Genomic DNA, 25,725 nt, shown 5'->3' on the forward strand with positions numbered 1-25,725 from the left:
CTTAACAGCAAGAGGACTCGGAACGGTGCGTCGTGTTCCATGGGCCGTGTCCGAGACCTATGTACTGTCACCGACGTTCGCGGTACAGTTTCGGGCTATGGCAGCTGTTGGTTATGCGCGCGTGTCGACCCGGGAGCAGAATCTCGACGGTCAGACCGATGTGCTCGAAGCTGCCGGGTGCAAAAAGGTCTTCATCGAACACGCCTCCGGCGTTCTTGCGAAGCGGCCAGCCCTCGATGACGCGCTGGACTATCTGCGTGCCGGTGACACCCTGGTCGTGACGAAGCTCGACCGACTTGGCAGGTCGGTACGGAATCTGAAGGAAGTCGTGGATGGGCTCGAGAAGCGGGGCGTCGGGTTGAAGGCGCTTTCGCAGGGTATTGATACGACGACTCCGGGCGGGCGGTTGTTTTTCCATATGCTCGCGGCGATCGCGGAGTTCGAGCACGATCTCATCGTGGAGCGTACGAAGGACGGCCTGGCTGCAGCGCGGGCTCGCGGGCGTAAAGGTGGTGGGCGGATCAAGATGAGTACGACGAAGATCCGTCAGGCGCGGGCCATGTATGACGAGAAGACATACACGGTGCAGCAGATCGCGGAGACGTTCGGGGTCTCGCGTGGGACGATCTACCGCCATCTCGGCGAAGACGTCAGGGCATAGAGGCGGACGACCGTGGTGCGGCGCAGCGTCCATGACAAGATCGACCTGCTGCGCCAGCACGACCAGGGCGTTCCGTGGACCCGTGTCGCCGCGGAGTCGGGGGTTCCGTTACGGACATTGAGCCGTTGGGCCAGCACGTACCGGACCGATCCATCGTCGACCAGCCTCCGGCCAGCCCGTCGGCGTGACCGCGGTAGAAGGCGGCTTCCCGCAGAGCTCGTGGAAACTATCGAGGGTTTGGCGCTTCGCCGGCCCGAACCCAGCAAAGCCTTCATCCACCGGCGGGTAGCCGACATCGCCCGCGACCGCGGGCTCCCGGCGCCCAGCTATTCCACCGTCCGGGCGATCATCGCCGGCATCGACCCGGGCCTGCGGACCCTCGCCCATCACGGGGACGCCGCATACCGGGACAGGTTCGAACTGGCCTTCCGTCGCACCGCGGACCACCCGAACGAGCAGTGGCAGGCCGATCACACGCTGCTGGACGTCATGATCCTCGACAAGGCCGGCGACCCGGCGCGGCCGTGGCTGACCGTCGTACTCGATGACTACTCGCGTGCTGTCGCCGGCTATACCGTGTTCCTCGGTGCCCCGACTGCCGAGCAGACCGCCCTGGCACTGCATCAGGCCGTGAACCGCAAGACGCATCCCGCCTGGCCTGTGTCCGGTCTGCCCGATGTCCTCTACAGCGACCACGGCTCCGACTTCACCTCCGCCCGACTCGAACAGGTGTGCCTCGACACCCACATTCAGCTCATCCACTCACAGGTCGGCGTCCCGCAGGGCCGCGGGAAGATCGAACGCTTCTACGGCACGATCACCACCGAGTTGCTGCCCCACCTGCCCGGGTACATCCCCCACGGCACGAACGGGAAACCCGTCTCACCGCCGTCGCTGAATCTCGAGCAACTCGACGGGATCCTTGAACGCTTCATCGTCACCGAGTACAACCAGCGCAATCACTCCCAGACCGGCGACACACCCGCACACCGTTGGGCCTCCTCCGGTTTCATCCCGCGCAGCCCCGCCCGGCCCGAAGACCTAGACCTGCTCCTCCTCACTGCAGCTGCCACCCGGAAAGTGCAGCGCGACGGCGTGCAGTTCGCCTCCACCCGATACATCTCACCCATCCTCGCCGCCTATGTCGGTGAGCATGTCACCGTGCGCTTCACCCCCCGCGATGTCGGCGAGATCCGCGTCTACTTCAACAACGAGTACCTCTGCCGCGCTATCGCCCCCGAGCTCGCCGCCGAACACGTCTCCCTAGAGGAGCTCCGGGCTGCCCGCGCCACGCGCCGGCGTGAGCTCAAACAGCAACTCCGGCAACGCCGCAGTCTCGCTGACGCGCTCCCTACCGACACCCGCTACACACCGATCGATCCATCACACCTGACCGGGCTGACCGACTCGAGCGACGCGGAATCCACTCCAGCGCCGCCGCCCGTAGAGGTAGCTCCCCGACAGAACAGATTGCGTCTCTATGCGACCGACTAACGCCAAGCACACAGTCCTCTTCGGCAAAGATGACGACGGCCGCCGCTTCCTGACCGGCGACTTCGCCGAGGTCAACGACGACGCCCCACCACTACCGACCCGTCCCCCTTTCCTCAGTACCAGGGAGCACCGCCGCTTCACCGAGTTCGCCGACGCCGTCCGAACCCACCGCTACATCGGGCTGTGCTGGGGACCGCCCGGCATCGGCAAAACCCTTTCCGCCCGGCACTACGCAGCCGCCGACGACTGGGAACAATGGCACACCCTGTTCGCCGACCAGCTCGGCCCCGTGCCGCCCGCGGTCCTCCAAGCGCGCACAGCGTTCTTCACCCCCACCGTCGCCGCCACCGTCCGGCAAATCGACACCGGCCTCCCGAAAGCCTGCCAACAGATCTCCTTCGCAGTCGACTACGCCGAACACGGCGTCGTCGACCCCTACGTCCACACCGAATCCCGATCGAGTGGCCGCACCGAACTCCTCATCATCGATGAAGCTGACCGGCTCAAGGCCACTGGCCTCGAACAAGTCCGCGACTACTTCGACCGCCACCACATGGGCGTCATCCTCATCGGGATGCCCGGCATCGAGAAAAGACTCGCCCGCTACCCCCAGCTCTACAGCCGCATCGGATTCGCCCACGAATACCGACCACTCACCCCAGAGGAGCTCACCGCCGTCCTCACCCAACGACTCCCCGCCAGCACCACAACAACCGACCCCCTCGCACAAACCACCGCGATCGCGACCATCGTCCGCATCACCGCCGGGAACTTCCGCCTCGTTGATCGACTCATCACCCAAATCCAACGCATCCAGGCCCTCAACAACCTCGACACACTCACCCCCGAGGTTGTCGACGCCGCCCGCGAAGCACTCCTCATCGGCCACTGAATTCCGCGCAAACAACGCCACTTACCGCTGCGATTCACACGCCGACGAAAATCCCATATGAAACCTGGGATTTCGGATTCGCGTTTACCCCGCCCGTAAAACTGTCTCGCTTAGGTAGCTCAAGCGCTACAGTGAAACCCATGGCCGGACACATCATCGGATACGCACGCGTCTCCACCAACGAACAAGACCTCACCGCCCAACGCAACGGACTCGCCGCACTGAACGTGCCCGAAGACCGGATCTACGTCGACCACGGACTCACCGGAACCAACCGCGAACGACCAGGGCTGCGCGAAGCCCTCGCCGCGTGCCGGGCCGGCGACACCCTCGTCATCACCAAACTCGACAGACTCGCCCGATCACTCCCCGACGCGCGCGACATCATCGAAGACCTCACCAAAAGAGGGATCAAGCTCAGCATCGGCGGATCCGTCCACGACCCCACCGACCCCGTCGGCCGGCTCCTCTTCAACGTCCTCGCCATGGTCGCCGAATTCGAATCAGACCTCATCCGCGCCCGCACCCGCGAAGGCATGCAAGTCGCCAAAGCCAAAGGCAGACTCCGCGGCAAACAACCCAAACTCACCAAGAGCCAAGAAGCGCACCTGGTCTCCCTATGTAAGGAAGGACAACACACCACCACCGAGATCGCCGAACTCTTCAAAGTCGCCAGAAGCACGGTGTACCGAATCGTGCAGAGGACACCCTAGGAACGATCTGGAAGCTCCAGATCGAACATAAATCGTTTATGTCAGCGTGAGTGAACTGATCGGTACAGGCCCGCCATCCTAACTCGCAGCCGTCTGCTGTTGAGGTTGGAGGGCAACTCTGGGGCGTTATGGGGTACAGAGTTACGTAAATTTGACCGATGTCGCGGCTATCATTAGGCATGCCAATCGAGAAACCACCGGCGCCGGGGGAACAAAAACATAAGCTCGGGGAAGAGGGAACACGGCAGGCGAAGCTGTGGTTGGACTCGACTACGAGAGTCCGACATTCCTATACGAACATGGACGACGGAGGTCCAAGCAGGCTCGCATTTATGTGGCCTTACGGCGATCAGCCTTATTCCTATGACCTCGGAGGCGTGCTTCGCGGTAAACCATTCGAAAATGACACATTCGTTGCGGAGTCGAAGAACTACGTCAAGGCAGCAGACCAAGGGACTGAACCGCCCTGGGTTTGTTGGAGACTCCTGATCTTGGAAACGAGAATAGAGTCATGGCAACGAGTCAGGGATCTGGGAAGTCGACGGCACGTCGGTATTCACCGGAGGAGAAAGCTGCTGCAGTCCGGATGGTTCGGACCTTGCGGTCGGAGCTGGGGACCGAGCACGGAACAGTGCATCGGGTCGCGTCGCAACTAGGATATGGGACTGAATCGGTACGGGCGTGGGTGCGGCAAGCGGATGTTGATGATGGCCAGAGCCCAGGGGTGAGTACATCGGAGGCCAGGCGGTTGCGCGAGCTCGAGCAGGAAAACCGTGAGCTGCGGCGGGCGAATGAAATCCTCAAGCGCGCCGCGAGTTTCTTCGGGGCGGAGCTCGACCGCCAACATCGGAAATAGTCTCGTTCATCGATGCGAACAAGGACGACATCGTTGAGGGACGCCGGCTCGGAGTCGAGCCCATCTGTACGCTGCTGCAGGTGGCTCCGAGCACGTATTACGCCGCGAAGAACCGCGCACCATCGGCGCGAGCCATTAGCGATGCGGTCCTCACTCCGGATCTGATCACACTCTGGGAAGACAATTACCGTGTCTACGGGGTCCGCAAACTCTGGAAAGCAGCCCGTCGCGCCGGGATCGACATCGGCCGAGATCAGACCGGCAGGCTGATGCGCGCTGCGGGCATCGAAGGTGCGATGCGTTCAAAGCGTGTGAAGACGACGAGTCCGGATCCTGCCGCGAGGAGGCATCCGGACTTGGTGAACCGTGAGTTCACCGCGGTGGCCCCGAACCGGCTTTGGGTGACCGATCTGACCTTCGTTCCGACGTGGGCTGGTGTCGCGTATGTCTGCTTCATCATTGACGTGTTCAGTCGGATGATCGTCGGGTGGCGGTGCGCGTCGCACATGCGCACCGAGATGGTCCTCGACGCGATCGAGATGGCACGGTGGGGCCGCGGCACCCATCACGGTGACTTGCGCTGTCACAGCGATGCGGGCAGTCAATTCACGTCGATTCGCTACGGCGAACGTCTTGCCGAGATCGGTGCGGCGCCGTCGATCGGGACCGTCGGCGACAGTTATGACAATGCGCTGGCCGAGACCGTGAACGGCTATTACAAGACCGAACTCGTCCGCGGACCCGCCCGATCTGGTCCCTGGAGAACGGTTGAGGACCTCGAGCTAGCGACCCTCGGATGGGTTCACTGGCACAATACCGAACGTCTGCACGGCTACCTCGGCGACATTCCGCCCGCAGAATTCGAGCAGGCGTTCTATGCTGGCAAAACCACCATCAATCAACTGGTGGAAATCAAATAGCGCGAGTCTCCATCAAACCCAGGGCGGTTCAGTTTGGACGGCATGATGAGTGGTGCAGGGTTCCAGTTCGACGCCAGTCAGCAGTATCAGCTTGATGCAATCGCGTCGGTTCTCGACCTCTTCGATGGGCAGCCGAAGGATGCCGAAAAGCTCCTCACGACCCTCCGAGAGTCGGCTGTAGTTAACAACGAACCCAACCAGGCTGTACTAGACATCGACCTAACTCAAGAGGTTGGCGCCGTTGGTAATAGCCTAGTGCTCGGTCACGATCTGATCCTCGCTAATTTGCAGGCTGTGCAGGATCGTAACGGACTCGAGGTCTCCCCAAAGCTCTACAACGACGCGCTCGACTTCGACATCGAAATGGAAACAGGAACGGGCAAAACCTACGTTTACCTGCGCACTATCTTCGAGCTTGCGCAGAAGTATAACTTCACTAAGTTCGTAATTCTCGTGCCGAGCGTTGCGATCCGCGAAGGGATCAGTACGAGCATCCGGCTTATGCGGAAGCACTTTGAGGGCCTGTATACGAAGCACAACATCACCTTCGACTCGTCGATCTACAGCGGTAAGAGCCCGGAAGAGGTTCAGTCTTTCGCAACGTCGACTAACGTGCAGATCCTGATCATGACGATCGACTCGATTCGCGGCAACACCAATACCCGCATCATCCATCAGATGCGCGACAAGCTCAATGGTCTGCGCCCCATCGATTATCTGAAGGCGACTCATCCGGTTGTCATTATGGACGAGCCGCAGAACATGGAATCGCAGCTGTCCCAATCCGCGGTTGGCGAACTCGATCCGGTTTTCACTCTCCGCTACAGCGCCACACATAAGAAGCAGCGCAACGTCGTCTACCGCCTCGACCCCGTCGACGCTCACGATCTTGGGCTAGTAAAACAAATTGTCATCGCCGAGGTGCAGCAGCAGGGCGCGGACGCGACGCCCTACATAAAGTTAGTTGAGGTTCGGCGCGAGCCGTCGTGGTCGGCGCGCCTGGAATTATCTTGCCGCAAAGCAGATGGGTCCCTGAATCGCCGTATCGTCACCGTGAAGCGGCACCAGGAACTTTCGGACCCTCGCCTCACCAACAACCCAATTTACGTCGGCTGGCGAATCAACGAGATGAGCATTGAGACCGCCTACATCGACCTCACTACGCACGGCTTCCTCTACGAAGGCGAGAGCATCGGCGCATCCGCCGGCGCGGTCTATAAAGAAATGATCCGTGAGACCATCCGCGAACACCTCCGCAAGGAAGCGATGCTACGTACCAGGGGCATCAAGGTGCTCAGCCTCTTCTTTGTCGACAAGGTGGCGAACTATCTGGGTGATGGCACGAACAATGAAGACGCGAATGGCGACTTCGTCACCTGGTTCGACGAGGTTTTCATCGAAGAACGCGCCAAGTCCACGCGATACCAGGAACTTCTCCCACAGGCCCCGGGCGAGCTTCGTCGCGCGTACTTCTCGCAGATTAGGCGTGGTAAGACCACGAGCTTTCAAGACTCATCCGGCGGCACGAAAGCCGACGATGATGCTTACGAGCTGATCATGCAGGCCAAGGAACGACTACTTGATGAAAATGAACCGGTACGATTCATTTTTAGCCACTCGGCCCTACGGGAGGGCTGGGATAACCCCAACGTGTTCCAAATCTGTACCCTGCGCGAGGTGGGCGCGGAGGCTGAGCGTCGCCAGACTCTCGGGCGCGGCCTCCGACTTCCGGTTGCTAAGACCGACGAAGGCTATGTGCGCGTCGCCGATAGTGGCATTGCCACTCTTACCGTAATTGCGAACGAGTCGTACCAGGTGTTCGCGAAAAACCTGCAGCGTGAGTACAAGGACGCAGGGGTCGAGATCGGGCGCGTACGACTAAGCGAATTCTCCAAGATTGCGCTTCAGGACCCTGCCGGAGTGCTTTCCGATAATCTATTTGGCTACAAGCGCTCGGTCGAAGTTTGGGACCATCTCAAATCCCGCGGGTTCATCGCTGACGGTATCGTCACGCCAAAGTTTCAACCAAACACGCTTGGGTTCAGTCTCGAACTCCCCGAAAAGTACGAGGCATACGAGACCGAAATAAGCGCTTTGATCGCCCGCGCGAACATCGGCAAGTACGTCAAACCGATCAGCAAACGCCAGCCTCGCGTACTTAACAAACTGCTCTACTCAATGCCGGAGTTCGAGGAATTCTGGGAGGCGATTAGTCGCAAGACGACCTATCGGGTACGCGTGAGCCGAGACGAGATCATCAAGAACGCAGTCGCGGCGATTAAAGCGTCTGCAGATATCGAACCCCTGCGCATCCAGGTCACCCGCTCTGGCGTGAAGGTTCTCCGAGGTGGGGCGAAGGGCGAACAGCTGGGCACCCGATCAGCGGATCTGAAGGGCAGCTACGACCTTCCCGACATCATTACCGAACTCCAGGAAGCTACCTCCCTCACTCGCAAAACGATCGTCGATATTTTGCTTAGCAGTGAACGGTTGAGTGAGTTCATCGGCAACCCCAACGATTTCATTGCAATGGCTAAGCGGGCGCTCCAGGGGGAACTGGCCAAGATCGTCGTCGAGGGTATTCAGTATGAAAAAATTGCCGGCTCGGTTTATGAGCTGCGCGAGCTGCAGAAAGACGGCACAGAGGAAAAGGAGCGCTTCCTTGATCAGATGTATCAGGTACAACACACGCAGAAGACCGACTTCGACTATGTCGTTTTCGACTCCGACGTGGAACGTCAGTTTGCTGAGCTGCTCGACTCACGCGAGGACGTCAAGCTGTTCATGAAGCTTCCAGCCAAGTTCAAGATCAACACCCCGGTCGGTACGTACAACCCAGATTGGGCGGTTATTAAGCAAGAGAATGGTGAAGACCGAATTTACATGATCCGTGAGACCAAGAGTACTCTCGATGACTCAAAGCTACGTCCAACCGAGCTTGCCAAAATCAAGTCTGCAAAGAAGCACTTCGCAGCAATTGGTATTGACAACTATGCAGTGTCAGCGCCAGGGAGTTGGCAGCTATGAGCAGTCCCGGAAAAAGCCGGATTACTGCCAGCAGTTCTGGTTACATTGAAGCCCGGCGAGGCGCTATACAAATGAATCGGCCAAGTCCATGCGCGCGGACGATTCGGTCGTGTTCCCTCTACCAGCGGACAACATCAGCGGCCGACCAGCCCGCCGACGAAGGCCTTCCGGAGGATTGGAATAATCGACACTGGCTACCAAACCCTTGACCTGAAGCAACTGATCTAAAGAGCCGATAACGTTCTAGTATGTCGCCTTGATCCGGGCGGCAGAGCGGGTGTACGAAGATTTCTTCTGTGACATATGCTCAAGGTCGTTGGTCTAGCAGCGGGCCCACCAGAAGATGTTGACCTTGTGGAGTACCTCATGAGCCTTAACTTCGCTAGAACCAATGGTCCGCAGTCGCAAGTTTCAGCTTCCGACGTGAACATTATGTTTGATCTAGAAGACGGTAACGTTCCAGCGATCCTGCTGGATCTGGCTGCTCTTTCTATTCCAGAGCTGGAGTATATGTGTGCCTGGATGTTTCGAGAGATGGATGAAAACTTTCCTCGGTTCGGCGCCGGTGACGACTACGTAGCCTTCCGCGATGAACTGCAACGACGTTCCGCGGACCAAGCCGCATAGCAATTCCTAGACCCTTTGATCTTTGTGCAAAGTGTGGGTGGGGATTCTGGCGTGGCGGTGCCGGTGTCTGGAGGGCTTGGGGGATACCGTTCCAGAGCAACCGGCACCTACGGCCGCGGGTTACTCTGCGACCAGTACCAAGCCTACTGAGCAACGTTGAGGGTGGCTAGAGGACACCGACTCATTGGTGTTGCGGGTTGTTGAAGGTCGTGACTTCGATCTGGTGTTGGGCGACCGCGGCGAGGGCGCGGAGGTCTTCTTCGTCTTTGGCGGTAAATTCTCGGGGGTGTTGGTCGATGATGCAGAAAGTCCCGATCGCCCAGCCTTTGGACCCGAAGAGGGGGTGGCCTGCGTAGAAACGGATGTGGGGTTCGCCAGTCACTAGCGGATTGTCTTTGAACCGTGCGTCGGTCAGAGTGTCGTTGATGATCAGGGGTCCGGTATGACGGATAGTTTCGTTGCATAACGCAATGTCGCGGGGCGTGTGTTGCTTGAGCGGGCCAACGACTGATTTGAGGAACTGTATCCGATCGGTAATCAGGGCCACACTGGCGGAACTGACCCCGAACCGTTCCTGGGCTTGGCGGATAATCCGGTCGAATCGTTCCTCAGCGCCCGTTTCCGCCAAGCACGTCCGGTCAACGGAGAGCAAGCGTTGATGTTCGGCCTGTTCCGGACGAAGGAAAGGCCTCCCCGCAGCACCTAAATCGATGAGTGCCTGATCCAGGACGTCTTGCGCCTGGTTGAAGCTGCTGGACACCGCCTCACCCTGACTGCCGGTGTTGGTGACTTGTGCATCGTCGCTATAGGGAACCCGGTACCCGGAGGTGGTGGCCTGCAACACCTCGTTGACAGTCAAAGCGAGGACGTCACGTTCTTCAAGGGGGATGTCCAGTACGCCTTGTAGGTAGGCTTCTATCTCAATTTGGGACAGGGTACCGCCGCGGGCAAAGTATGCGATCCATAGCTGGACTGGTTCCAGCCCGGCCTTAGTCGCCCCGGCTACGGTGAGCTGGTGCTGCGTCTGCTCATCCATCACTACCTCGAACCCGCTTACCGGGACCAGCCACCTTCCGTACCTACAGTGCTTGGTTCCTGATCAACTACCTACTGATGAGACCTGAGATAAGGCTAGCCGAGAGCCCCCGTATACAGCAGGAAACCCTGGTCATTTTTATAGGTCGGCAAGATAAAAGGGAACCTGACTCTAGCGTAGATTTTCTACGTCCTTAGACTTATCCCATGGATGGCCGGGGTGATGGGGCGATGACGGCGCAGCTTCAACAAATGGTTTTGCGCTCCGAGAGCATGGACTCGTTCCTTGCAGCGTTCACCGCCTACACCTCGACACTTTTCGAGCCGGATATCACTGTTCTCTGCGGGATCACCCTCACCGGTGAAGACCTGGCCCTGACCGAAGGCAGCAGCCCCGAAGCCATTGAACTCGAAAAGCTCCAGCACAGCATCGCCGATAATCCCTGGCCCACGGAAACGAGGACGGGTACCGTCCAGATGATCGTGGTGCACAATACCGGGGCCGACACCCCCTGGCCCGCCTACCGGGAGGCTCTCAAAGGGCGCAGTATCGCTTCGGTCCTTCGAACCCAGATATTGATCAGTGCGGGCAGACAAGCTGGAATTGGTGTGTATGCGCGCCGCCCCAATGTTTTCACCCCCGACATGATCGACCGTTTCCAGGGTTACGCCACCGACGCTGCTATCAGCTGTGAGTTGGCCCTGAAACTTGGATCGTATCGGGACGCTACAGCGGATCTCCACGCAGCAATGGAATCAAGGACCAACATCGATATTGCGGTAGGGATCATCATCGGCCAAAACCATTGCACTCAAGCCGAAGCGGTCCAGGTCCTGCGACGCGCTTCGAGCCAACAACACCTCAAACTACGTGCCCTGGCCGAAGAAATCGTTCAATCAATCAACGCGGAACCAGCAAGCACCCACTTCGTCCCCGCACCCGGTCAGAAGGGCAGATAAAACGCTGCAGTCTGAGTTTCAAGCCTCACTCGTCAACGGTTTCCACCGGCAGGATGACACGTGATCATTCATGCCCGGTGTCCGTCATGACATCAAGGGGCATGCAGTACTTTAAGTAAAGGGACGGCCTCGGTTACCGTCCGTCTCACTGTTCAACCGAAGGTTCCCGTCTGACCGCACGGCGAACCAGCACCGAGGACTTCCCCATGGGCGCAGACGCCAACGAAAGACCTGTTGCCGTCGACCAAGAAAACCAACACCACAACCCGCCAACAGCACCCAAAAAACCAGGCGCCACATTCACAGCGGATCACACCAGGTTGGCCGAATACCTTCACCGGATCAGCCGGGGCGACCACGACGCGTTCACCGCTTTCTACCACCAGACAGCCCGCCAGGTCTATGGCCTTACCCGCCGGATCATCGTCGATACCGAAATGGCGAAAGAGGCCACCCAGGACATCTACCTCATCGTGTGGCAAGAAGCCCACCGCTACAACCAGGCGCTAGGCACCCCGACAGCGTGGCTCATGACCATCGCACACCGCCGAACAGTCGATAAAGTACGCGCGGAACAATCCAGTACTAACCGGGCAGCCCACTGGGCAACTTATAACCACACCCCGGACTACGACACGGTAGCCGAGACTGTCGCTACGAAAATCGAAGCGCAAACCGTCAGCACCTGCCTCAAAAGCCTCTCCCATCTCCAGCGCGAAGCAATCAATCTTGCCTACTACCAGTGCATGACCTACCGGCAAGTCTCCGAACACCTCTCCATCCCGCTATCAACAATCAAAACGAGAATCCGAGACGGACTGAAAAGCCTCCGAACCTGTCTAGAGGGACACCAACCAGAATGATCATCACCACCCACGAACAGCACTACGCTACGAGAACCCCCGACCAGCACTTAACCGATCTCGAATCAGCCCGCCCGCTACTGGTACGCACCATCCTGGGCGCCCTCACTACCTGCACCAACGACAACTCGACCTGCGACCTCAACGCCTCACTCTCAGCAAGCCGACAAAGACTTATCAGCGCAGCAATCAGCGACCTAGAAGACCTCGACAACCAAATACACTCAGCCCGCAACCCCAATGACTCCTAAACGCTTCCTCGGGGCTCCCGTACACTTCACACGAAGCGCCAATAGCCCTGTTGCGTGTTGCGTGTCGCTAAAAACGAACATGTCTCTTCAAATTCGTGGCCGAGAGGTTTCCGTCGGGAGAATGAGGCTATGACACCTGCCGAAGTCGTTCTTCCCAACGGGTACCGCGAAACACTCGAAGTACTCAAAGGTCGGGTTCGGGATGCCCGTCTTCGAGCCCAGCGGACCGTCAACACCGAGCTGATCGAGTTGTACTGGCATATCGGGAGCGAGATTCTCATTCAGCGTGACCGTCAGGGGTGGGGCACCAAAGTAGTGCAGCAGCTTGCAGAGGACCTACGTGCAGAATTTCCGGATATGACCGGGTTGTCGCGTAGCAACCTGCAGTACATGCGCGCTTTCGCGGCCGCATGGAACGAAAGTTCAATTGTCCAACAGCCTGTTGGACAATTGCCGTGGGGCCACATCATCACCCTTCTGGATAAACTCAACGACGCATCCAGCCGTGATTGGTACGCGTCAGCGGCGGTTGAGTACGGCTGGTCACGGAACGTGTTGTCGAACATGATTATGAACGAGTCCATGGAGCGCACCGGGGCGGCCCCGTCGAACTTTACCCGGAGCCTTTCCCCCGCGGATTCTGAGCTCGCGCAGCAGGTTGCTAAAGACCCCTACGCCTTTGAATTCCTGGGACTGACCGGCGAGGTAGCCGAAAGAGACCTCGAGCGGGCTCTCACAGAGCGGATCGTTGACACGTTACGGGAACTCGGCCCAGGGTTCGCGTTCGTTGGCAGGCAGGTTCACTTCGACGTCGGCGGCGATGACTTCTACATCGATCTGCTGTTCTTCCACGTCGAACAGCTGCGGTACTTCGTGATCGAACTCAAAACCGGCAAGTTCCAACCCGAGTACGCCGGGAAACTGAACTTTTACGTCGCCCTGGTCGATGACCAGCTCAAACTCCCCGCACATCGGGAGACCGTCGGGATCCTCATCTGCGGTAGTAAAAATGAGCACACCGTCCGATACGCCCTAGGACGGGCAGACTCACCCATGGCAGTGTCCACCTACACCTATGAATCCCTCCCCGCGGGAGAGAAGGAGGCCCTTCCGGGAGCTGAAGAGCTCAGCGCGGCCTTCGATCAGCTCGAGGTACCCGATGGCTCGACAGATTAAGGCTGAATAGTCTTTCCCGCACTGTGGGATAGCAATACTCTGTGGCCGCGTTCCTTCCAGTCCTTACCGTGGAAGAGGACCCCGAAGACTGAAGTCCGTGCATCTCCAAAGCTAAGTGGAAGCTGATGTGTCTGCGTGTTTTTGACGGTCAAGGGGACACTACCAAATAGGTCGGAGTGGCTCGCCGGCTCTCGCCCCGGGGAACCACTCCGACCTGTATCAGCGGACGGTTTACCGCTTCGAACGGTTCCCGAGCAGCGTGAGCGATGGACATGCGTGGACCTTCACATGAAGGCTGGCAGGCATTACCGATCAATGACTCAGGCTGGCGTTGAGACCGTGCAGGGGGTTTCACTCCTCTGCAGTTCACAGTACGACGCCGGGGTGCGGTCTCATATAAGTAGTACTACTCGATTTCAAGCACTCAGCTACGTGCTTTTAGTGCAACCATGAAAGCAATGAGGGGACTGCTGAAGTTTACTTACCCCCTTCTCACGCCTCATGCGAATGCCGATAACGTTCTAATACGTCAACTCACAGTTCAGGCGATTGACGGTCCCTTCATGTGGCCCGAATCAACCTTGCTTGCTGCACGAGTCAAGTCTCCTGCGCTCTAACAGTCCTACGTTTGAGGAACCTTGTCATTGTCGCTACTCTTTAGTTGAGAATGATAATCGTTAGTAATGGGGGCGGGTGTGCGGTGAGTCTTGTCCTCGACCGATTATCCGTGCGGATCGGCGGCCGTTCACTGGTTACTGACGTGTCATTGGCTGTTGCTGGTGGCGAAGCTGTGGCCTTGTTGGGGGCATCTGGATCCGGTAAATCGTTGACTGCCGCAGCTCTAACCGGTTCGCTACCGGGCAGCGTGAGAACTTCTGGGCGGCTGACGGTTTCCGGGCGTGACACGTCTTTGGATACCAGGCGTCGCCTAGGTGTTGCGGCCATACGTCAAGACTCCTTCACCTCCCTTCACCCTTTGGTGAGGCTTGATCGTCAGCTGATCCCGGTGATCCTACGGTCAAAAAATGCTTCCACACGGTCGGCAGCACGATCCCTTGCCGTTTCGATGTTGGAAGAGGTCGGGTTCGCCGATCCGAATCGCGTTCTCAGTTCTTACCCGATGGAACTATCGGGTGGGCAAAGGCAGCGGGTGTGCATTGTGCAGTCCCTTGCATGCCGAGCCTCGTTCCTGATAGCAGATGAACCGACGACGGCGCTGGACGTCGTGTCCCAGCAACTCGTCCTTTCGGCCCTACGCCGGGCAGTAAATGAAGGTTGCGGCGTTCTGCTGATCACTCATGACGTCGCTGCGGCAGCGTCGTTGTGCTCCCGGGCTGTCGTCATCAGCGGAGGATCCGTGGTCGACGAAGGTCCCTTCGACCATTTGGCCACCAAAAACACACACCCAGAAACAGCTAAACTCATGGACGCAGCGCAGCGAACCGTGCGCCGCGAGGATATTGCTGCCGCATGATCTCGGTCCTTTCAGCACACGACATTCATCTGTCGCTCACCCGGCCTGCCCGAGCCTTCCAACGTGGCGTGGCCCAGAAAATTCTTCACGGGGTGTCTATATCAGTCCCTCGTGGTGCTGGTGTGGGGTTGGTAGGTAGCTCCGGATCCGGCAAATCGACGCTGTTGCGCACTCTTTTGGCGATGGAAGTGCCGGACTCAGGTTCGGTGGTTCTGCATGATCGCATGATCCGCCCAGGATCTTTGAAGTCCCTGAGATGGTTCCGACGAGAGGTGCAGTATGTTCCTCAGGATCCTGCGAGCAGCCTCGATCCGCGGATGACGGTCGAGCGGTTGCTGCGGGAACCACTGGTCTGCCTCGGGGTTGAGGGGAATCACTCTGAACTGATTCGCGACGCGCTTGTTCGCGTGGAGCTTCCGGGAGCGGTTCTTGATCGACGACCGTCCGAGTTGTCCGGCGGACAGAATCAGCGTGTAGCGATCGCCCGGGCGATGGTTGTTAAGCCCGCAATCTTGATAGCGGATGAGCCAGTGAGTGGGCTCGATCTTCCGCTGCGTAATCAAGTCCTGGATGTTTTACACATGTTGATCAAGAGCCAGGGGCTCGGTCTGTTGCTGGTGTCCCATGATCTTGATGCTGTTGCCTCAATCTGTACACGGACGGCTGTACTGGCTGACGGCAGGATCGTCGAAGAAGGACCGACTGACCAGGTTCTGGACTCCCCGCAGCATCCTGCGACGCGAGCACTGAATGATGCCAGAGTAGGCTGGGGCGCGCTCTCCTTATGATTGAGACCCTTCCGCCGAGGAGCATGGCCTCGGTGTCATTACTTCTGCCTACTCAACTGATCTTCAATGTTGGTTTTTACGCCGTCGTACCGTTTCTGGCCCTTGTCATGACAGACGACCTCGGGCTCGGTGCCGCTGCGATCGGGGTCGTGCTCGGGGCTCGAACCTTCAGCCAGCAAGGAATGTTCCTGCTCGGCGGAGTCATCGCTGACCATTGGGGGCCGCGGCGCAGCATTCTCACCGGTTGCCTGATCCGCGCCATGGGATACCTTGGCCTAGCACTCTCCGAAGAGTTCTGGCCCTTCCTCCTGAGCGCTGTCCTAACTGGTATTGGCGGCGCCTTCTTCTCACCCGCCGTCGAAGGGCTCTTGGGCGCACACGACCGGGCCCAGAAAGATGCGAACCCCCAGCGCCACACTCTCTTCGCGTGGCTTGTGCTGTTCGGCGAAGTCGGCGCCGTGACGGGCCCCTTGGTCGGGATCGCCCTCTTGCCCTTCGGGTTCCCCGTCGTCGCTGTCTCCGCTGCCTGCCTTTTTGTCGCTGTGGGGGTTGCGCTGTGGCTGCTCTTACCTGCAGGACTACCTACCAGCGCCGACGAAGACGACACACCTGCCGCCAAGGCGGAGCCGCGTGAAACATGGGCGTGCCTGCGTGAACGACGCTTCCTGGCTTTTTGTGCGTTTTTCAGTGTCAACCTCCTTGCTTATAACCAGTTGTATTTCGCGTTGCCTCTTGAACTCAACGAAGGCGGTACGGGAACGGGGACGCTGGCTCTGCTGTTCGTCTTGGCCTCAGTACTGACTATCGTCTTCCAACTACCGGCATCAACTCTGGCCGCCAAGGTGGGACCCGGCGTGGCCCTTCGTGCGGGTTTTATCTGCTTGGGCCTTGGTTTCAGCGCAATGGCCGTATTTGGGGTCACTGGCATACACGCAGTGCCGGGAACTCCGGCGCTTACTGGCCCGGTCATGATGGTCGTTCTTCTGAGCTTCGGACACATGCTCATCGTTCCCGCTGGAATGCAGCAGGTCCACGGTTTCGCCGGCGACCGCCCCTTGAGCGCCTTTTACGGCCTCCTCGCCAGCTTCGGTGGCTTATCTGTGCTCCTGGGCAATACCCTCGTCGGCGCATTCAGGGACTCCCTGGGCGGATTCACCGGGTGGATGTTTCTGGTGTCTCTCACTATCGCCTCTGCAATTTTCCTACCTCGTTTACTTCCACTTCACCATCAGAAAGTCCATCCATGATTGCCCGCCGTACCCGCACGTTGTCCCTTTTTGCTGTCTCAACGATTAGTTGTCTCGCCCTCACCGGATGTTTCTCGTCGGACTCTTCCGGGTCAGTGCCAGCCGCTGATGGTGACGATCGCGTATCTTTGGCGATGCTCCAGCCGCCGCGCTCCGGGCTTACCCCGCTGAGCGACGATGCCTTTAAGCTCTCTCGGTGGTCCGCAGCGGAGACTCTTGTCTCTCTAGACGATCTCGGGGAGGCTCAAGCGTCCCTGGCTACGTCATGGGAGCAGAGCTCTCCCATGGAATGGACGTTCACCATCAGGGAAGGAGTCAGTTTCCACGATGGCACACCCCTGACCGCTGAAGACGTAGCCCGCTCGCTCACCGCGGCCGCTACAGCGTCTCCAACACCACGCATCCTCGATGGCGTCGACATGTCAGCGGCCGCCGACAACGACACAACGGTCACCGTGACCACAGCCGTTGCTGACCCCCTCCTCCCCCAGCGCATGTCCAGCCCTCAACTGTCGATCCTCGCCGCAAGCGCCTACGAAGGTGACACAGTCGACCCGATCAACGCTGGCACCGGCCCGTTCGTGCTCACCGCCGTCGATGGGACGTCGGGTGCGACTTTGGACCGGAACGAGAACTATTGGGGTGAAACCGCCGCAGCATCAGGAATCGATGTTCAATTCGTCCCTGATGGGACCGCACGGGCCGCAGCGCTTCGTACGGGCACAGCCGACATTGTTGAAGCCATTCCAGTCAGTCAGGTAGCCCAGATCGATGAGGACCTCGTCTTTGAAGTACCGATGCCTCGAACGAACACGCTGTACCTGAACAACGATTCCGGGCCATTCGCGGATCCAGCAGTGCGCGCCGCCGCTAGGGAAGCCATCGATCGAGCGACTATCGTCTCCGGGGTCTACGAAGGCCGGGCCGACGTCGCCGAAGGGCTTCTCGGCCCAGCCCTGCCATGGGCTGTAGACGAACGCGACGACGACTACCAGGCAGTCCTCGACCAGCGACCCGAGGCTGCTCCGGTAGATGGGGTTCGCATCAGCCTGGGAACTTTCACCGATCGTGCGGAACTTCCTGAGGTCGCCGTGCAACTCGAGCAGCAGCTTGAAGCCGTCGGCTTCATCGTTGAACAAGACGTCCGCGAGTACCAGTACATCGAAGCCGATGCTGTCGACGGCGCCTTCGATGCTTTCATTCTCTCCCGGGCGACAGTGCTCGACTCGGGTGACCCTGTCGCCTACCTATATAGCGACTTCGCCTGCGAAGGGTCCTTCAACCTCTCCCAGTTCTGCGACCCTGCAGTCGACGAAGCCCTCGAAGAAGCTGCTGCACTTCCAGCAGGACCAGAACGCAGAAGCGCCATCATCGCCGCCGAGGCAGAAATTCTTGCCCGCGACGCCGCTATCCCCATGTTGCACGAACGTGTCATCCAGGGTGAAGCCGCAAACGTCGAAGGCGCCGTCCGTGATCCGCGTGAGCGTGCGTTGATCACCGAGGAAACCTCCGCCCGATAGTGAAACGATTCCCCACCGGAGCTCTCCTCGTCGGTCTATCCAGGACCGGGGCGCTCTTCGCCGTCGTCCTCGTCATTGGCATGCTGCCTTGGCTATCTGGGCAGAGCCCGGAATACACGGTGCTAAGAGCCCGCTACGCGGATCTGGAAGCAACCCCTGAGTCTCTGGCGATGGTCCGGGCCGAACTTGGCCTGGACCGGGGGCCCGTGGCCGTGTTCATCGATTGGTTCTCCGGAGTCCTTACCGGCGACTTAGGACAATCCTGGATTTCGAACTCTCCAGTCCTTCCTGGAACACTGGCGGCGCTGGGAGTTTCTGTCACTCTTATGATCTGCGCGGGCGCTCTTGCAGTGGTAATCGCGATTTTGTTCGCTCTACCGTCGCTTCTGCGAAGCTCGAAGGGAGCGCACCGTCGGGGATCAGGTGTCCTCGCGACGACGGCGACGTCTCTTCCAGAGTTCCTCCTGGCCTCTCTTCTTCTCGTCATCGGCGCCGTCTGGTTGGGCTGGTTCCCTCCCTCTGGGTGGCTCGGCCTGCACTACGCGGTCTTACCGTCGCTTGCTATGGGGATTCCCTCAGGTGGACTGATGGGGAAGTTGCTGGCCGACGCGATCAGCTCAGCCGGTGAGGAACAATGGGTATCGGCATGGCTATCAGCCGGATTCACCAGACGCCAAATCGCTGTCGGATTGCTCCGTCGGGCCTTACCGACCATCTCCAGCCAAGCCGCGTTAGTAGTCATCGGGGTGACCGGTGGCGCTGTAGCCGTCGAAAGGGTCTTCGCGATTCCCGGAATTGGACGCTCAACTCTGGGCGCCGCCACAGCACAGGACATCCCCACACTCCAAGCGGGCGTACTTGCCCTCCTGCTCCTGGCAATCGCCGCGGGCATCACAGCCGCAATGGTCCGCCGTGCACTCCTCGGACCAGCCGGGAGACTGGAAGTAGTCCCCGTCGCCTTTGTTCCCCCGGTTTTCCGACGCCGGGATCTCGCCGTACCCTCCACAGCAGCTTTACTTCTGACAATGATCACCGCCGCCGGGGTCTTACGCGATCCCTTCGCCGCAGTACATCCACGCCTCGCACCACCAAGCTGGCTACTCCCTTTCGGCGCAGACGCCAGCGGCCGAGATCTACTAGCCCGGGTGGGCCACGGCACTCTCTCTACGATCGGCACCGCTCTAATCGTCGTGCTGATATCCCTCATCGTCGGACTACTGATCGGGTCCCTTCCCCGCCTCGGAACCGGACCACTGGAAATCGCGAATGCCGAGCCACCCGTCATCGCAGGGATCATTGTTGCGGCCATCTCCGGAGCGTCCCTCGGAGGCGCAGCCCTGGCCGTAGCACTGGTGAGCTGGGCCCCATTAGCAGCACACACCTCAGCGTTGACGCTTCAAGCACGAACCTTGCCCTTCGTCTCAGTGCTCCCCATCCTCGGCGTAGGCCGCACCAGAACGTTCGTTCGGCACATCCTCCCGCACATCATCGGCCCCCTCATCCAACACGCCATGCTCCGGCTACCAGGTGTTGCCCTCGCACTGGCAGCCCTAGGCTTCCTCGGACTTGGCGCGAACCCGCCCAGCCCGGACTGGGGACTAGTCCTGGCCGAAGGCATGGCCTACGTCGAACGCGCACCGTGGACAGTTCTCGCACCTTCATTGGCGCTGATCCTCGCATCAGTCCTCGCGGTCTCGGCCTCAGGCCTCACTCTTCCCCCGCACCTCCATCGACGACGAGCCCAGAGCGAAACCATCCAAGCCCCCTGACGCCAATTAAGCCGTAACGACTAACTCCCAAACCAGCATTGCATAAAATCATGCATATGTGCTTATATGTAGCCATGCCCGAGGATGAACAGCTTGAAAAAGTCGCAGAGCTTTTCAAAGCATTGGGAGCCACGTCGCGTCTTCGGATCCTGACGTCTTTGGCTGCTTCGGAAGGCTCCGTGGGCTCCCTGGTTCAGGCCACTGGGTTGTCTCAACCTCTGGTATCGCAGCATCTGCGTTTGCTGCGGAGCATGAATCTGGTGACCGTGACCAGATCGGGCCGCGACGCTACCTACGCCCTGACCGATGAGCACGTAGCCCACGTCATCAGTGACGCCATCGCCCATACCGGCGAATCCCCATCAAAGAACTAGCCCGCAACGCTCACCGCGTCGCAGGCACCCATGAAGGAGAACCCACCATGTCAACCGAAATTAAAGCTGAGCACACCCTCGCCGACCACACCCACGGCTCCGCGGATTGCTCACACGAAACCGTGCAGCACGGCGACCACACCGACTACCTCCACGACGGACACCGCCACGCCGAACACGAGGACCACTACGACGAACACTAGGTCTTCACGTTCACTTTTAGTCAGCATCGATCCACCACAGTGGAGTCGATGCTGACTATCTTAAGCAGAACGACAGAGGCTACGGCGAGGGTTGCGCAGTGAGGCGCTCCGGTGGGATTACCGGTTAGTCCGGTGAATAACCAGTTCGGGTCAGCTATGCCTTTGTGGGTGTCAGGTTGATGGGCGGCCCCAACCCGATGAGAGCGTCGTGAAGGTTCGCGGGCAGCGTGTTCGTTTCCTTCGTGTCGGGGCGCCAGTGCTCGACCCAGCGGCCAAGGTCCTGTAGGCGTCCTTCACCATCGAGGCCACCCAGCCAGGCGGATCGGCCGGTAACCCCTGTTTTTCCTTTGCGGATTGCAACAGCGGCTACAGCGCCTTGAGCGCACTGCTGCAAGCACGGCGCTGAGATCAGAACCCCACCCGGGGACCGCGACACCGCGCCTGACAACCCACCATCCCCCCGGGACCGGGTCAGCGCAGCACACCGGTGACCGGAGCACATAGCAACAACAACACCAGCAGACCCATTCACTGCTTCATCGCCTTGGTCTTCACCCGATGTGAGGCTCGACATAAGCACTGGACCTGGATTGGACTGATTGCGTGCTTTTCGCCTCATCGTGACCGCCCTTACCCTTGACGGGCTTTCATTCGAGGGTTTTTCTTGTTGATGACGAAGGTCTTTCCTCGACGACGCACCACCTGGGCGCCGGGAATCTTCTTCAGGGACCGCAATGAGTTACGTACTTTCATGATGCTCCTTGATAGGTGTTCTTAGTGCTGTTCTGAGGGAAACGGGACAGGGAAGCCGATGCGCGCGGACTGCAATTCCTCATCGGTGAGGGCGCAGGCATCGAGTAGACCAGCAATGTCATCGTCGTCGAGATCATCACCAGTGAGAGCCAAATGAGTGCCACGGCATCCCTCCCCTTGCAAGAGATACGCACCCCACGGCCCCCTGTCCTCCACAGAGACGCGCGGGCCGACCCCGTGCACAGCTACACGTGAGTCCAACATTCCAGCGATCCAGACGCTGCCGCGGACAAAGCAACACCCCACAGAGATAGCGCCCAGAGCAGTTTGGAACCGCCCTGGATGCAGCGGGCGGCTGACTCGATGCTCGACAGTGCGGAACGGCTCAGATGACGAAGTCGGTGTGATGACCACCCCGGGCAGATTCCGGTTTCGTGCTTGTTCGGTACTGTGTGAACCCAGTTTCGCGACGTCCAGCCCAGCGCTGGGCACTATGTGGGCATGCGGTGCGAGCTCGTGGAGAAGATGCAGTCCACGAGCCGATAAGGCTGCGTCGTCGGGCAACAGGTCGCTGCTGGTGGTGAGGATCGTATCCGCGAAAAGCAGCTCTCCCACAAGGAATTCGCCCGGAGTTCGTGAATCCTCCGGCACTGCCGTATAACCAGACCCGAATAAAGTGTGGTGGTCCCACAACTGGTCCTCTACATCCTCCGGCCGCGCAGCCAGAGCCACCGTGTCCACGGTGAACGCTCCTGGGGCAACGGCACGTAAACCATCGATAGCGTTTTCGGCTGTTGTGCCCGGCGGAAGCCCAACAATCGCCCGGGCCTCCCCCGCGGCCGCTAACCGCAAGAGAGCCGGCGCGAGATCAAACCGGACAGTGCAACTCAGGCAACCATGCTCCAAAACCGTCGACTCACGCTCGATAAGTCGATCGTCGGCATGAACCCGGCGCATCACCACACCACCGTCCAACAAATCATGCAAAACTACCGGCACACGCGGAAACCTATCCGCCAACAACGAAGCGGCAGTATTCCGGCTCAGCACGTCAAGGGACGTGAGAATAATAAGATGCATCACCCCATTATATGAGAACCATTCTCAAATACCAATCGGGGTCTTCGATCTGCAACGCCAATAACGGGCTATTACGTCATCCCAACCTCGGGGTTAGGCTCAGAATGTATCCGGCAACCCGCTGGTGAACCATATGAAGGTAAGGAACGAGGCGACCGGTAACGAGAGCCTGAAAGCTGAAGGCCAGAAAGACCAGTCGAAAGCTGACCTGAAGAACGCTGGCGAGAACATCCAGGACGCCTTCAAGTAAGCCGACGCATCATCAGAGCGGTGGACACGACGGGTCTTCGTGCCCTCCCGTTCTCGTTTGTTCGAACTTGTCCTTCTCTACCTAATGGCGGCGTCGGTTATGCCAGCTGGCCACTGTCGCGAATGAGGCGGCAATCAGGTAGCAGAAGATGGCGATTACCACGATGGCTGCTCCCGGCGCGAAGTCACCGTAGTAAGAAGCTGCGAGACCGAGGATCGCGCTGAGTGCACCGATGCCGGAGCCAATAGCTAGTGTCGCCCGGTAGCTGGTCGCGATTTGCGCGGCGGCGGCCACGGGGACGACCATCATCGCTGAAATCAGCAGCAGCCGGGTATCGGGGAGAGCCGGTTGCGGCGGAACCAACCCACCTCACCCTCCACCCCGCCCTTCTCATGGGCCCCGTCAATGCCGGGCTGGCAGTAGAACGCGTCGAAGCCGTAATGGGAGCGGAACAACACCCACCGATCGTTCTCAACCCGCTGCCGTCCCTGCCCGAACACCACCGCGGTGACCGCACTGGTCAAGTTGTCGTAGCGGATGTGCTTGGTCGGGATGCCGCCCAGCACGGTGAACGCCTCGATATGACCTTCGAGGAACGCCTCCTGCGGGATGAACACCTCGACCCGGCGGCCGGCCTCCACATCGATCTGCGCCCGCCGGACCCTGACGTAGTCGCGCACCGTGGAATACGACAGCTCCTCGGCCCCGTGCTCGTCGATCAGCCGGGCCAGAATTCTCCGGGCGGTATGGCGTTGCTTCCGCGGCGCCGTCGTGTCCTCCAGGAGCATCGCGTCGATCGCCGGCTTGAATCCGTCCAACCGGGGTGCACTGCGCACCGGCACCTTCCGTGACGGCGGTACGGGACTCGCCAGGGCCTGCCGGACAGTGTCCCGGCCGACCTGATAACGCTTGGCAAGCTCACGGATCGATAGACCCTCGACCCGGGCGTCTCTACGAATGTTCGCGAACAACTCCATGCGCACCCTCATCCGAACCTCCACGGCCTCGTCCCATCACGTGGGAACAAGACTGGGGGTGGTCCCGAATCAAACCGTCACAACGATCCGGCGAGTCACAGGGTGGTCCTGAATCAAGCCGTCCTAGTGGTCCTGAACGAGGCTGTCATAATCATCCCGGGCCGCACGGGCCCGGGTGGGCCAGACGCGCCGGTGGTAGAACTCGGTTTTCAGGGTCGCGAAGAAGCTCTCTGCCATCGCGTTGTCCCAGCAAATACCGGTCAATCCCATGGAGCGGGTGATCCCGTTAGCGGCGGCGAACTCAGCGATCTGCGTTGAGGCGTACTGGGCCAGTTCAATCGGTCGTTGCAACACCGGGCTGTTGGAGCGAGCTTAGCTGCTCGGCAAAGACTTCAGCCGGGGTTTTCCAGTCGAGGACTTTACGGGGCCGGTTGTTCAAGGTCAGAGCGATGGCTTCGAGGTCCTCGGCAGTCCACCTGGAGAGGTCAGTGCCTTTCGGGAAAAACTGGCGCAACAGCCCGTTGGTGTTCTCATTCGTGGGTCTCTGCCAGGGTGAGTGCGGATCGGCGAAGAACACCTTCGTTCCAGTGCTGAGAGTGAACTGGGCGTGTGCGGAGAGCTCTTTCCCTCGATCCCACGTGAGGGTCTTGCGGAGCTGTTCGGGCAGCTTGGTCATCGAGACCGTAAGCCCGGCGTTCATCGCCACGGCACCGTAGCCACCGAGCGAGGGCCCGTTCTTCACGGCCTGTCTATCAGCCCAGCCTTCCAGCCTGGGCAGATGTACCAGGATTGTGGAGCGGCTGCTGCGCTCGATGACCGTGCCGATCGCGGATCGTCCGGTTCCGATGATCAGATCACCCTCCCAGTGGCCCGGTACCGCACGGTCTTCGGCTTCGGCGGGGCGTTCGCTAATGAGGACCTCCGCGGTGACATGGCCTTGGGGTTTACTCTTCGATCGAGCTCGAGGTTCCCGCAGCGCACGGCCGGTGCGCAGGCAGGTGACCAGCTCGCGCTTGAGCGCGCCACGACCCTCGATGAACAGCGATTGGTAGATGGCCTCGTGACTAATGCGCATCGACTCATCATCCGGGAAATCGACGCGGAGCCGGTGGGAGATCTGTTCCGGACTCCAAGCTGTCGACCATCGCCTGTCCTGCCGGTGCGGTTTGTTCAGCCCCTTCCAGGCCGGTGTCGCAGGGCCAGCGACGACAGTGCCGTCGTGCCGGCGGATGACCCCAGCGAGCCGTTCCTGAACATACTCACGCAACCTCGCATTGTCCGCGAGTTTCGCGGTCTTCGGGCGCTTCGCAGCCTGTTGCGCCTTCCACTGCGCCACCAAGGCCCGATAGAGATGCTTCCCGCTCCTCGTAGCCGCGTTGCGACGCAACTCGCGCGAGATCGTTCCAGGGTCGCGGCCAAGCCGCCGCGCGATTTCACGCACGCCGACCTCCCGGGCTCGCAATAACGAGATCTCCTCACGCTCAGCGAAGGACAAGTAGCGGCCCGTAGGCTCGTCAAGACTGATCGGCGGCATGCCGCCAGCGTGACGGAACCACCGCGACGCGACCGGCCACGACACACCGAGCGCCTCCGCAGCTTTGACGGTTGTCACCCCAGTAGCGATCAAACGCCAAAACTCCCGCTGCACCGCACGAGAGGGCTCTGGCCTGCCCGGCGAACGCATCGGCGGACGTAACGCCCGATCCGCCGCCCACTGCCGCCGCGCGCCCTCCGGAGCCTTCCGCAACTGCTTTCCACCGCGTCCCATCGCGAACCTCCATAATCGAGGTGTTGCGACGACCAATTGAATTCACC

Annotated in this window: 24 protein-coding genes and 2 pseudogenes; 19 read left to right on the top strand and 7 right to left on the bottom strand. The window is 59.8% G+C overall.

Features of this window, described 5'->3' with window-relative positions; translation table 11 throughout:
* Positions 1-97 precede the first annotated feature (97 nt).
* The 7 genes from B384_RS0114075 (at position 98) to B384_RS0114110 (ending at position 9,190) form a co-directional block, all read left to right on the top strand.
* Positions 98-661, top strand: coding sequence for a recombinase family protein (locus tag B384_RS0114075; RefSeq protein WP_024475803.1), 564 nt, complete (start codon positions 98-100; stop codon positions 659-661).
* Between the two features lie 12 nt (positions 662-673).
* Positions 674-2,155 (top strand): Mu transposase C-terminal domain-containing protein, encoded by a 1,482-nt coding sequence (locus tag B384_RS0114080; RefSeq protein WP_024475802.1) that lies wholly within the window; start codon positions 674-676, stop codon positions 2,153-2,155.
* A complete protein-coding gene (locus B384_RS0114085; RefSeq protein WP_019483745.1) occupies positions 2,142-3,047 on the top strand; it encodes an AAA family ATPase in 906 nt (301 codons plus the stop codon). Before B384_RS0114080 ends, B384_RS0114085 begins: the two co-directional genes overlap by 14 nt.
* Before the next feature lie 140 nt (positions 3,048-3,187).
* Positions 3,188-3,760 carry a recombinase family protein gene (locus B384_RS0114090; protein WP_019483746.1) on the top strand — a complete coding sequence of 191 codons (573 nt, stop codon included), beginning with the start codon at positions 3,188-3,190 and terminating at the stop codon, positions 3,758-3,760.
* A 511-nt stretch (positions 3,761-4,271) separates the two neighbouring features.
* Positions 4,272-5,536 (top strand): IS3 family transposase gene (locus B384_RS0114100; protein WP_237715321.1). Its coding sequence is split into 2 segments (ribosomal slippage): positions 4,272-4,575 and positions 4,575-5,536, totalling 1,266 coding nucleotides; the frame shifts between segments, so codons are not numbered across the junction.
* Between the two features lie 42 nt (positions 5,537-5,578).
* Complete coding sequence (locus tag B384_RS0114105) at positions 5,579-8,563, top strand: restriction endonuclease (RefSeq protein ID WP_035767271.1); 2,985 nt, start codon at positions 5,579-5,581, stop codon at positions 8,561-8,563.
* Between the two features lie 366 nt (positions 8,564-8,929).
* Positions 8,930-9,190 (top strand): hypothetical protein, encoded by a 261-nt coding sequence (locus B384_RS0114110; protein ID WP_156809115.1) that lies wholly within the window; start codon positions 8,930-8,932, stop codon positions 9,188-9,190.
* 181 nt (positions 9,191-9,371) lie between these two features.
* On the opposite strand, the gene B384_RS19795 is transcribed toward B384_RS0114110, so the two are convergent.
* On the bottom strand, positions 9,372-10,226 hold the full coding sequence (locus B384_RS19795) for a GAF domain-containing protein (RefSeq protein ID WP_019483751.1): 855 nt from the start codon (positions 10,224-10,226) through the stop codon (positions 9,372-9,374).
* A 206-nt stretch (positions 10,227-10,432) separates the two neighbouring features.
* Between B384_RS19795 and B384_RS0114120 the strand changes: the two genes are divergently transcribed.
* The 11 genes from B384_RS0114120 to B384_RS19035 all read left to right on the top strand — a co-directional run bounded on the left by B384_RS0114120 (position 10,433) and on the right by B384_RS19035 (position 20,850).
* The gene (locus B384_RS0114120; RefSeq protein ID WP_156809116.1) at positions 10,433-11,185 is read left to right on the top strand and encodes an ANTAR domain-containing protein; all 753 of its coding nucleotides are present in this window, start codon (positions 10,433-10,435) and stop codon (positions 11,183-11,185) included.
* A 206-nt stretch (positions 11,186-11,391) separates the two neighbouring features.
* The gene (sigK, locus tag B384_RS19015; protein ID WP_019483753.1) at positions 11,392-12,048 is read left to right on the top strand and encodes an ECF RNA polymerase sigma factor SigK; all 657 of its coding nucleotides are present in this window, start codon (positions 11,392-11,394) and stop codon (positions 12,046-12,048) included.
* The gene (locus B384_RS0114130; protein WP_019483754.1) at positions 12,045-12,299 is read left to right on the top strand and encodes a hypothetical protein; all 255 of its coding nucleotides are present in this window, start codon (positions 12,045-12,047) and stop codon (positions 12,297-12,299) included. Before sigK ends, B384_RS0114130 begins: the two co-directional genes overlap by 4 nt.
* Positions 12,300-12,428: 129 nt before the next feature.
* On the top strand, positions 12,429-13,475 hold the full coding sequence (locus tag B384_RS0114135) for a PDDEXK nuclease domain-containing protein (RefSeq protein WP_019483755.1): 1,047 nt from the start codon (positions 12,429-12,431) through the stop codon (positions 13,473-13,475).
* 667 nt (positions 13,476-14,142) lie between these two features.
* A complete protein-coding gene (locus B384_RS21305) occupies positions 14,143-14,949 on the top strand; it encodes an ATP-binding cassette domain-containing protein (RefSeq protein ID WP_050995005.1) in 807 nt (268 codons plus the stop codon).
* A complete protein-coding gene (locus B384_RS19025; RefSeq protein WP_024475904.1) occupies positions 14,946-15,737 on the top strand; it encodes an ABC transporter ATP-binding protein in 792 nt (263 codons plus the stop codon). Before B384_RS21305 ends, B384_RS19025 begins: the two co-directional genes overlap by 4 nt.
* A 23-nt stretch (positions 15,738-15,760) precedes the next feature.
* Positions 15,761-16,984: an MFS transporter gene (locus tag B384_RS19030; protein ID WP_443110863.1), complete on the top strand. Its 1,224-nt coding sequence runs from the start codon at positions 15,761-15,763 to the stop codon at positions 16,982-16,984.
* The gene (locus B384_RS0114155) at positions 16,981-18,504 is read left to right on the top strand and encodes an ABC transporter substrate-binding protein (RefSeq protein ID WP_024475906.1); all 1,524 of its coding nucleotides are present in this window, start codon (positions 16,981-16,983) and stop codon (positions 18,502-18,504) included. The genes B384_RS19030 and B384_RS0114155 overlap by 4 nt, the downstream gene beginning before the upstream one ends.
* Positions 18,504-20,273, top strand: a complete 1,770-nt coding sequence (locus B384_RS0114160) for an ABC transporter permease subunit (protein ID WP_019483760.1) — start codon at positions 18,504-18,506, stop codon at positions 20,271-20,273. Before B384_RS0114155 ends, B384_RS0114160 begins: the two co-directional genes overlap by 1 nt.
* Before the next feature lie 74 nt (positions 20,274-20,347).
* Complete coding sequence (locus B384_RS0114165; RefSeq protein ID WP_019483761.1) at positions 20,348-20,647, top strand: ArsR/SmtB family transcription factor; 300 nt, start codon at positions 20,348-20,350, stop codon at positions 20,645-20,647.
* Between the two features lie 47 nt (positions 20,648-20,694).
* Positions 20,695-20,850 (top strand): hypothetical protein, encoded by a 156-nt coding sequence (locus tag B384_RS19035; RefSeq protein WP_019483762.1) that lies wholly within the window; start codon positions 20,695-20,697, stop codon positions 20,848-20,850.
* A 630-nt stretch (positions 20,851-21,480) separates the two neighbouring features.
* On the opposite strand, the gene ykgO is transcribed toward B384_RS19035, so the two are convergent.
* Positions 21,481-21,603 carry a type B 50S ribosomal protein L36 gene (gene ykgO / locus B384_RS20270; protein WP_083850955.1) on the bottom strand — a complete coding sequence of 41 codons (123 nt, stop codon included), beginning with the start codon at positions 21,601-21,603 and terminating at the stop codon, positions 21,481-21,483.
* Positions 21,604-21,624: 21 nt separating this feature from the next.
* Complete coding sequence (locus B384_RS19040) at positions 21,625-22,602, bottom strand: GTP-binding protein (RefSeq protein WP_237715324.1); 978 nt, start codon at positions 22,600-22,602, stop codon at positions 21,625-21,627.
* A 229-nt stretch (positions 22,603-22,831) separates the two neighbouring features.
* Here B384_RS19040 and B384_RS20680 point away from each other — a divergent pair.
* Positions 22,832-22,933, top strand: a pseudogene (locus tag B384_RS20680) (CsbD family protein); the annotation flags it as partial.
* 81 nt (positions 22,934-23,014) lie between these two features.
* On the opposite strand, the gene B384_RS19050 reads toward B384_RS20680, so the two are convergent.
* The 4 genes and pseudogenes from B384_RS19050 to B384_RS0114195 form a co-directional block, all read right to left on the bottom strand.
* On the bottom strand, positions 23,015-23,242 hold the full coding sequence (locus tag B384_RS19050; protein WP_083850956.1) for a metal ABC transporter permease: 228 nt from the start codon (positions 23,240-23,242) through the stop codon (positions 23,015-23,017).
* 20 nt (positions 23,243-23,262) lie between these two features.
* Positions 23,263-23,922 (bottom strand): annotated as a pseudogene (locus B384_RS19055) (IS21 family transposase); the annotation flags it as partial.
* A gap of 111 nt (positions 23,923-24,033) precedes the next feature.
* Positions 24,034-24,264, bottom strand: coding sequence for a DDE-type integrase/transposase/recombinase (locus tag B384_RS19060; RefSeq protein ID WP_019483767.1), 231 nt, complete (start codon positions 24,262-24,264; stop codon positions 24,034-24,036).
* Complete coding sequence (locus tag B384_RS0114195) at positions 24,245-25,594, bottom strand: IS30 family transposase (RefSeq protein WP_443110774.1); 1,350 nt, start codon at positions 25,592-25,594, stop codon at positions 24,245-24,247. The genes B384_RS19060 and B384_RS0114195 overlap by 20 nt, the downstream gene beginning before the upstream one ends.
* Positions 25,595-25,725 lie beyond the last annotated feature (131 nt).

This window comes from Arthrobacter sp. TB 23 (genome assembly GCF_000294595.1).
Classification (GTDB): Bacteria; Actinomycetota; Actinomycetes; order Actinomycetales; family Micrococcaceae; genus Arthrobacter_D.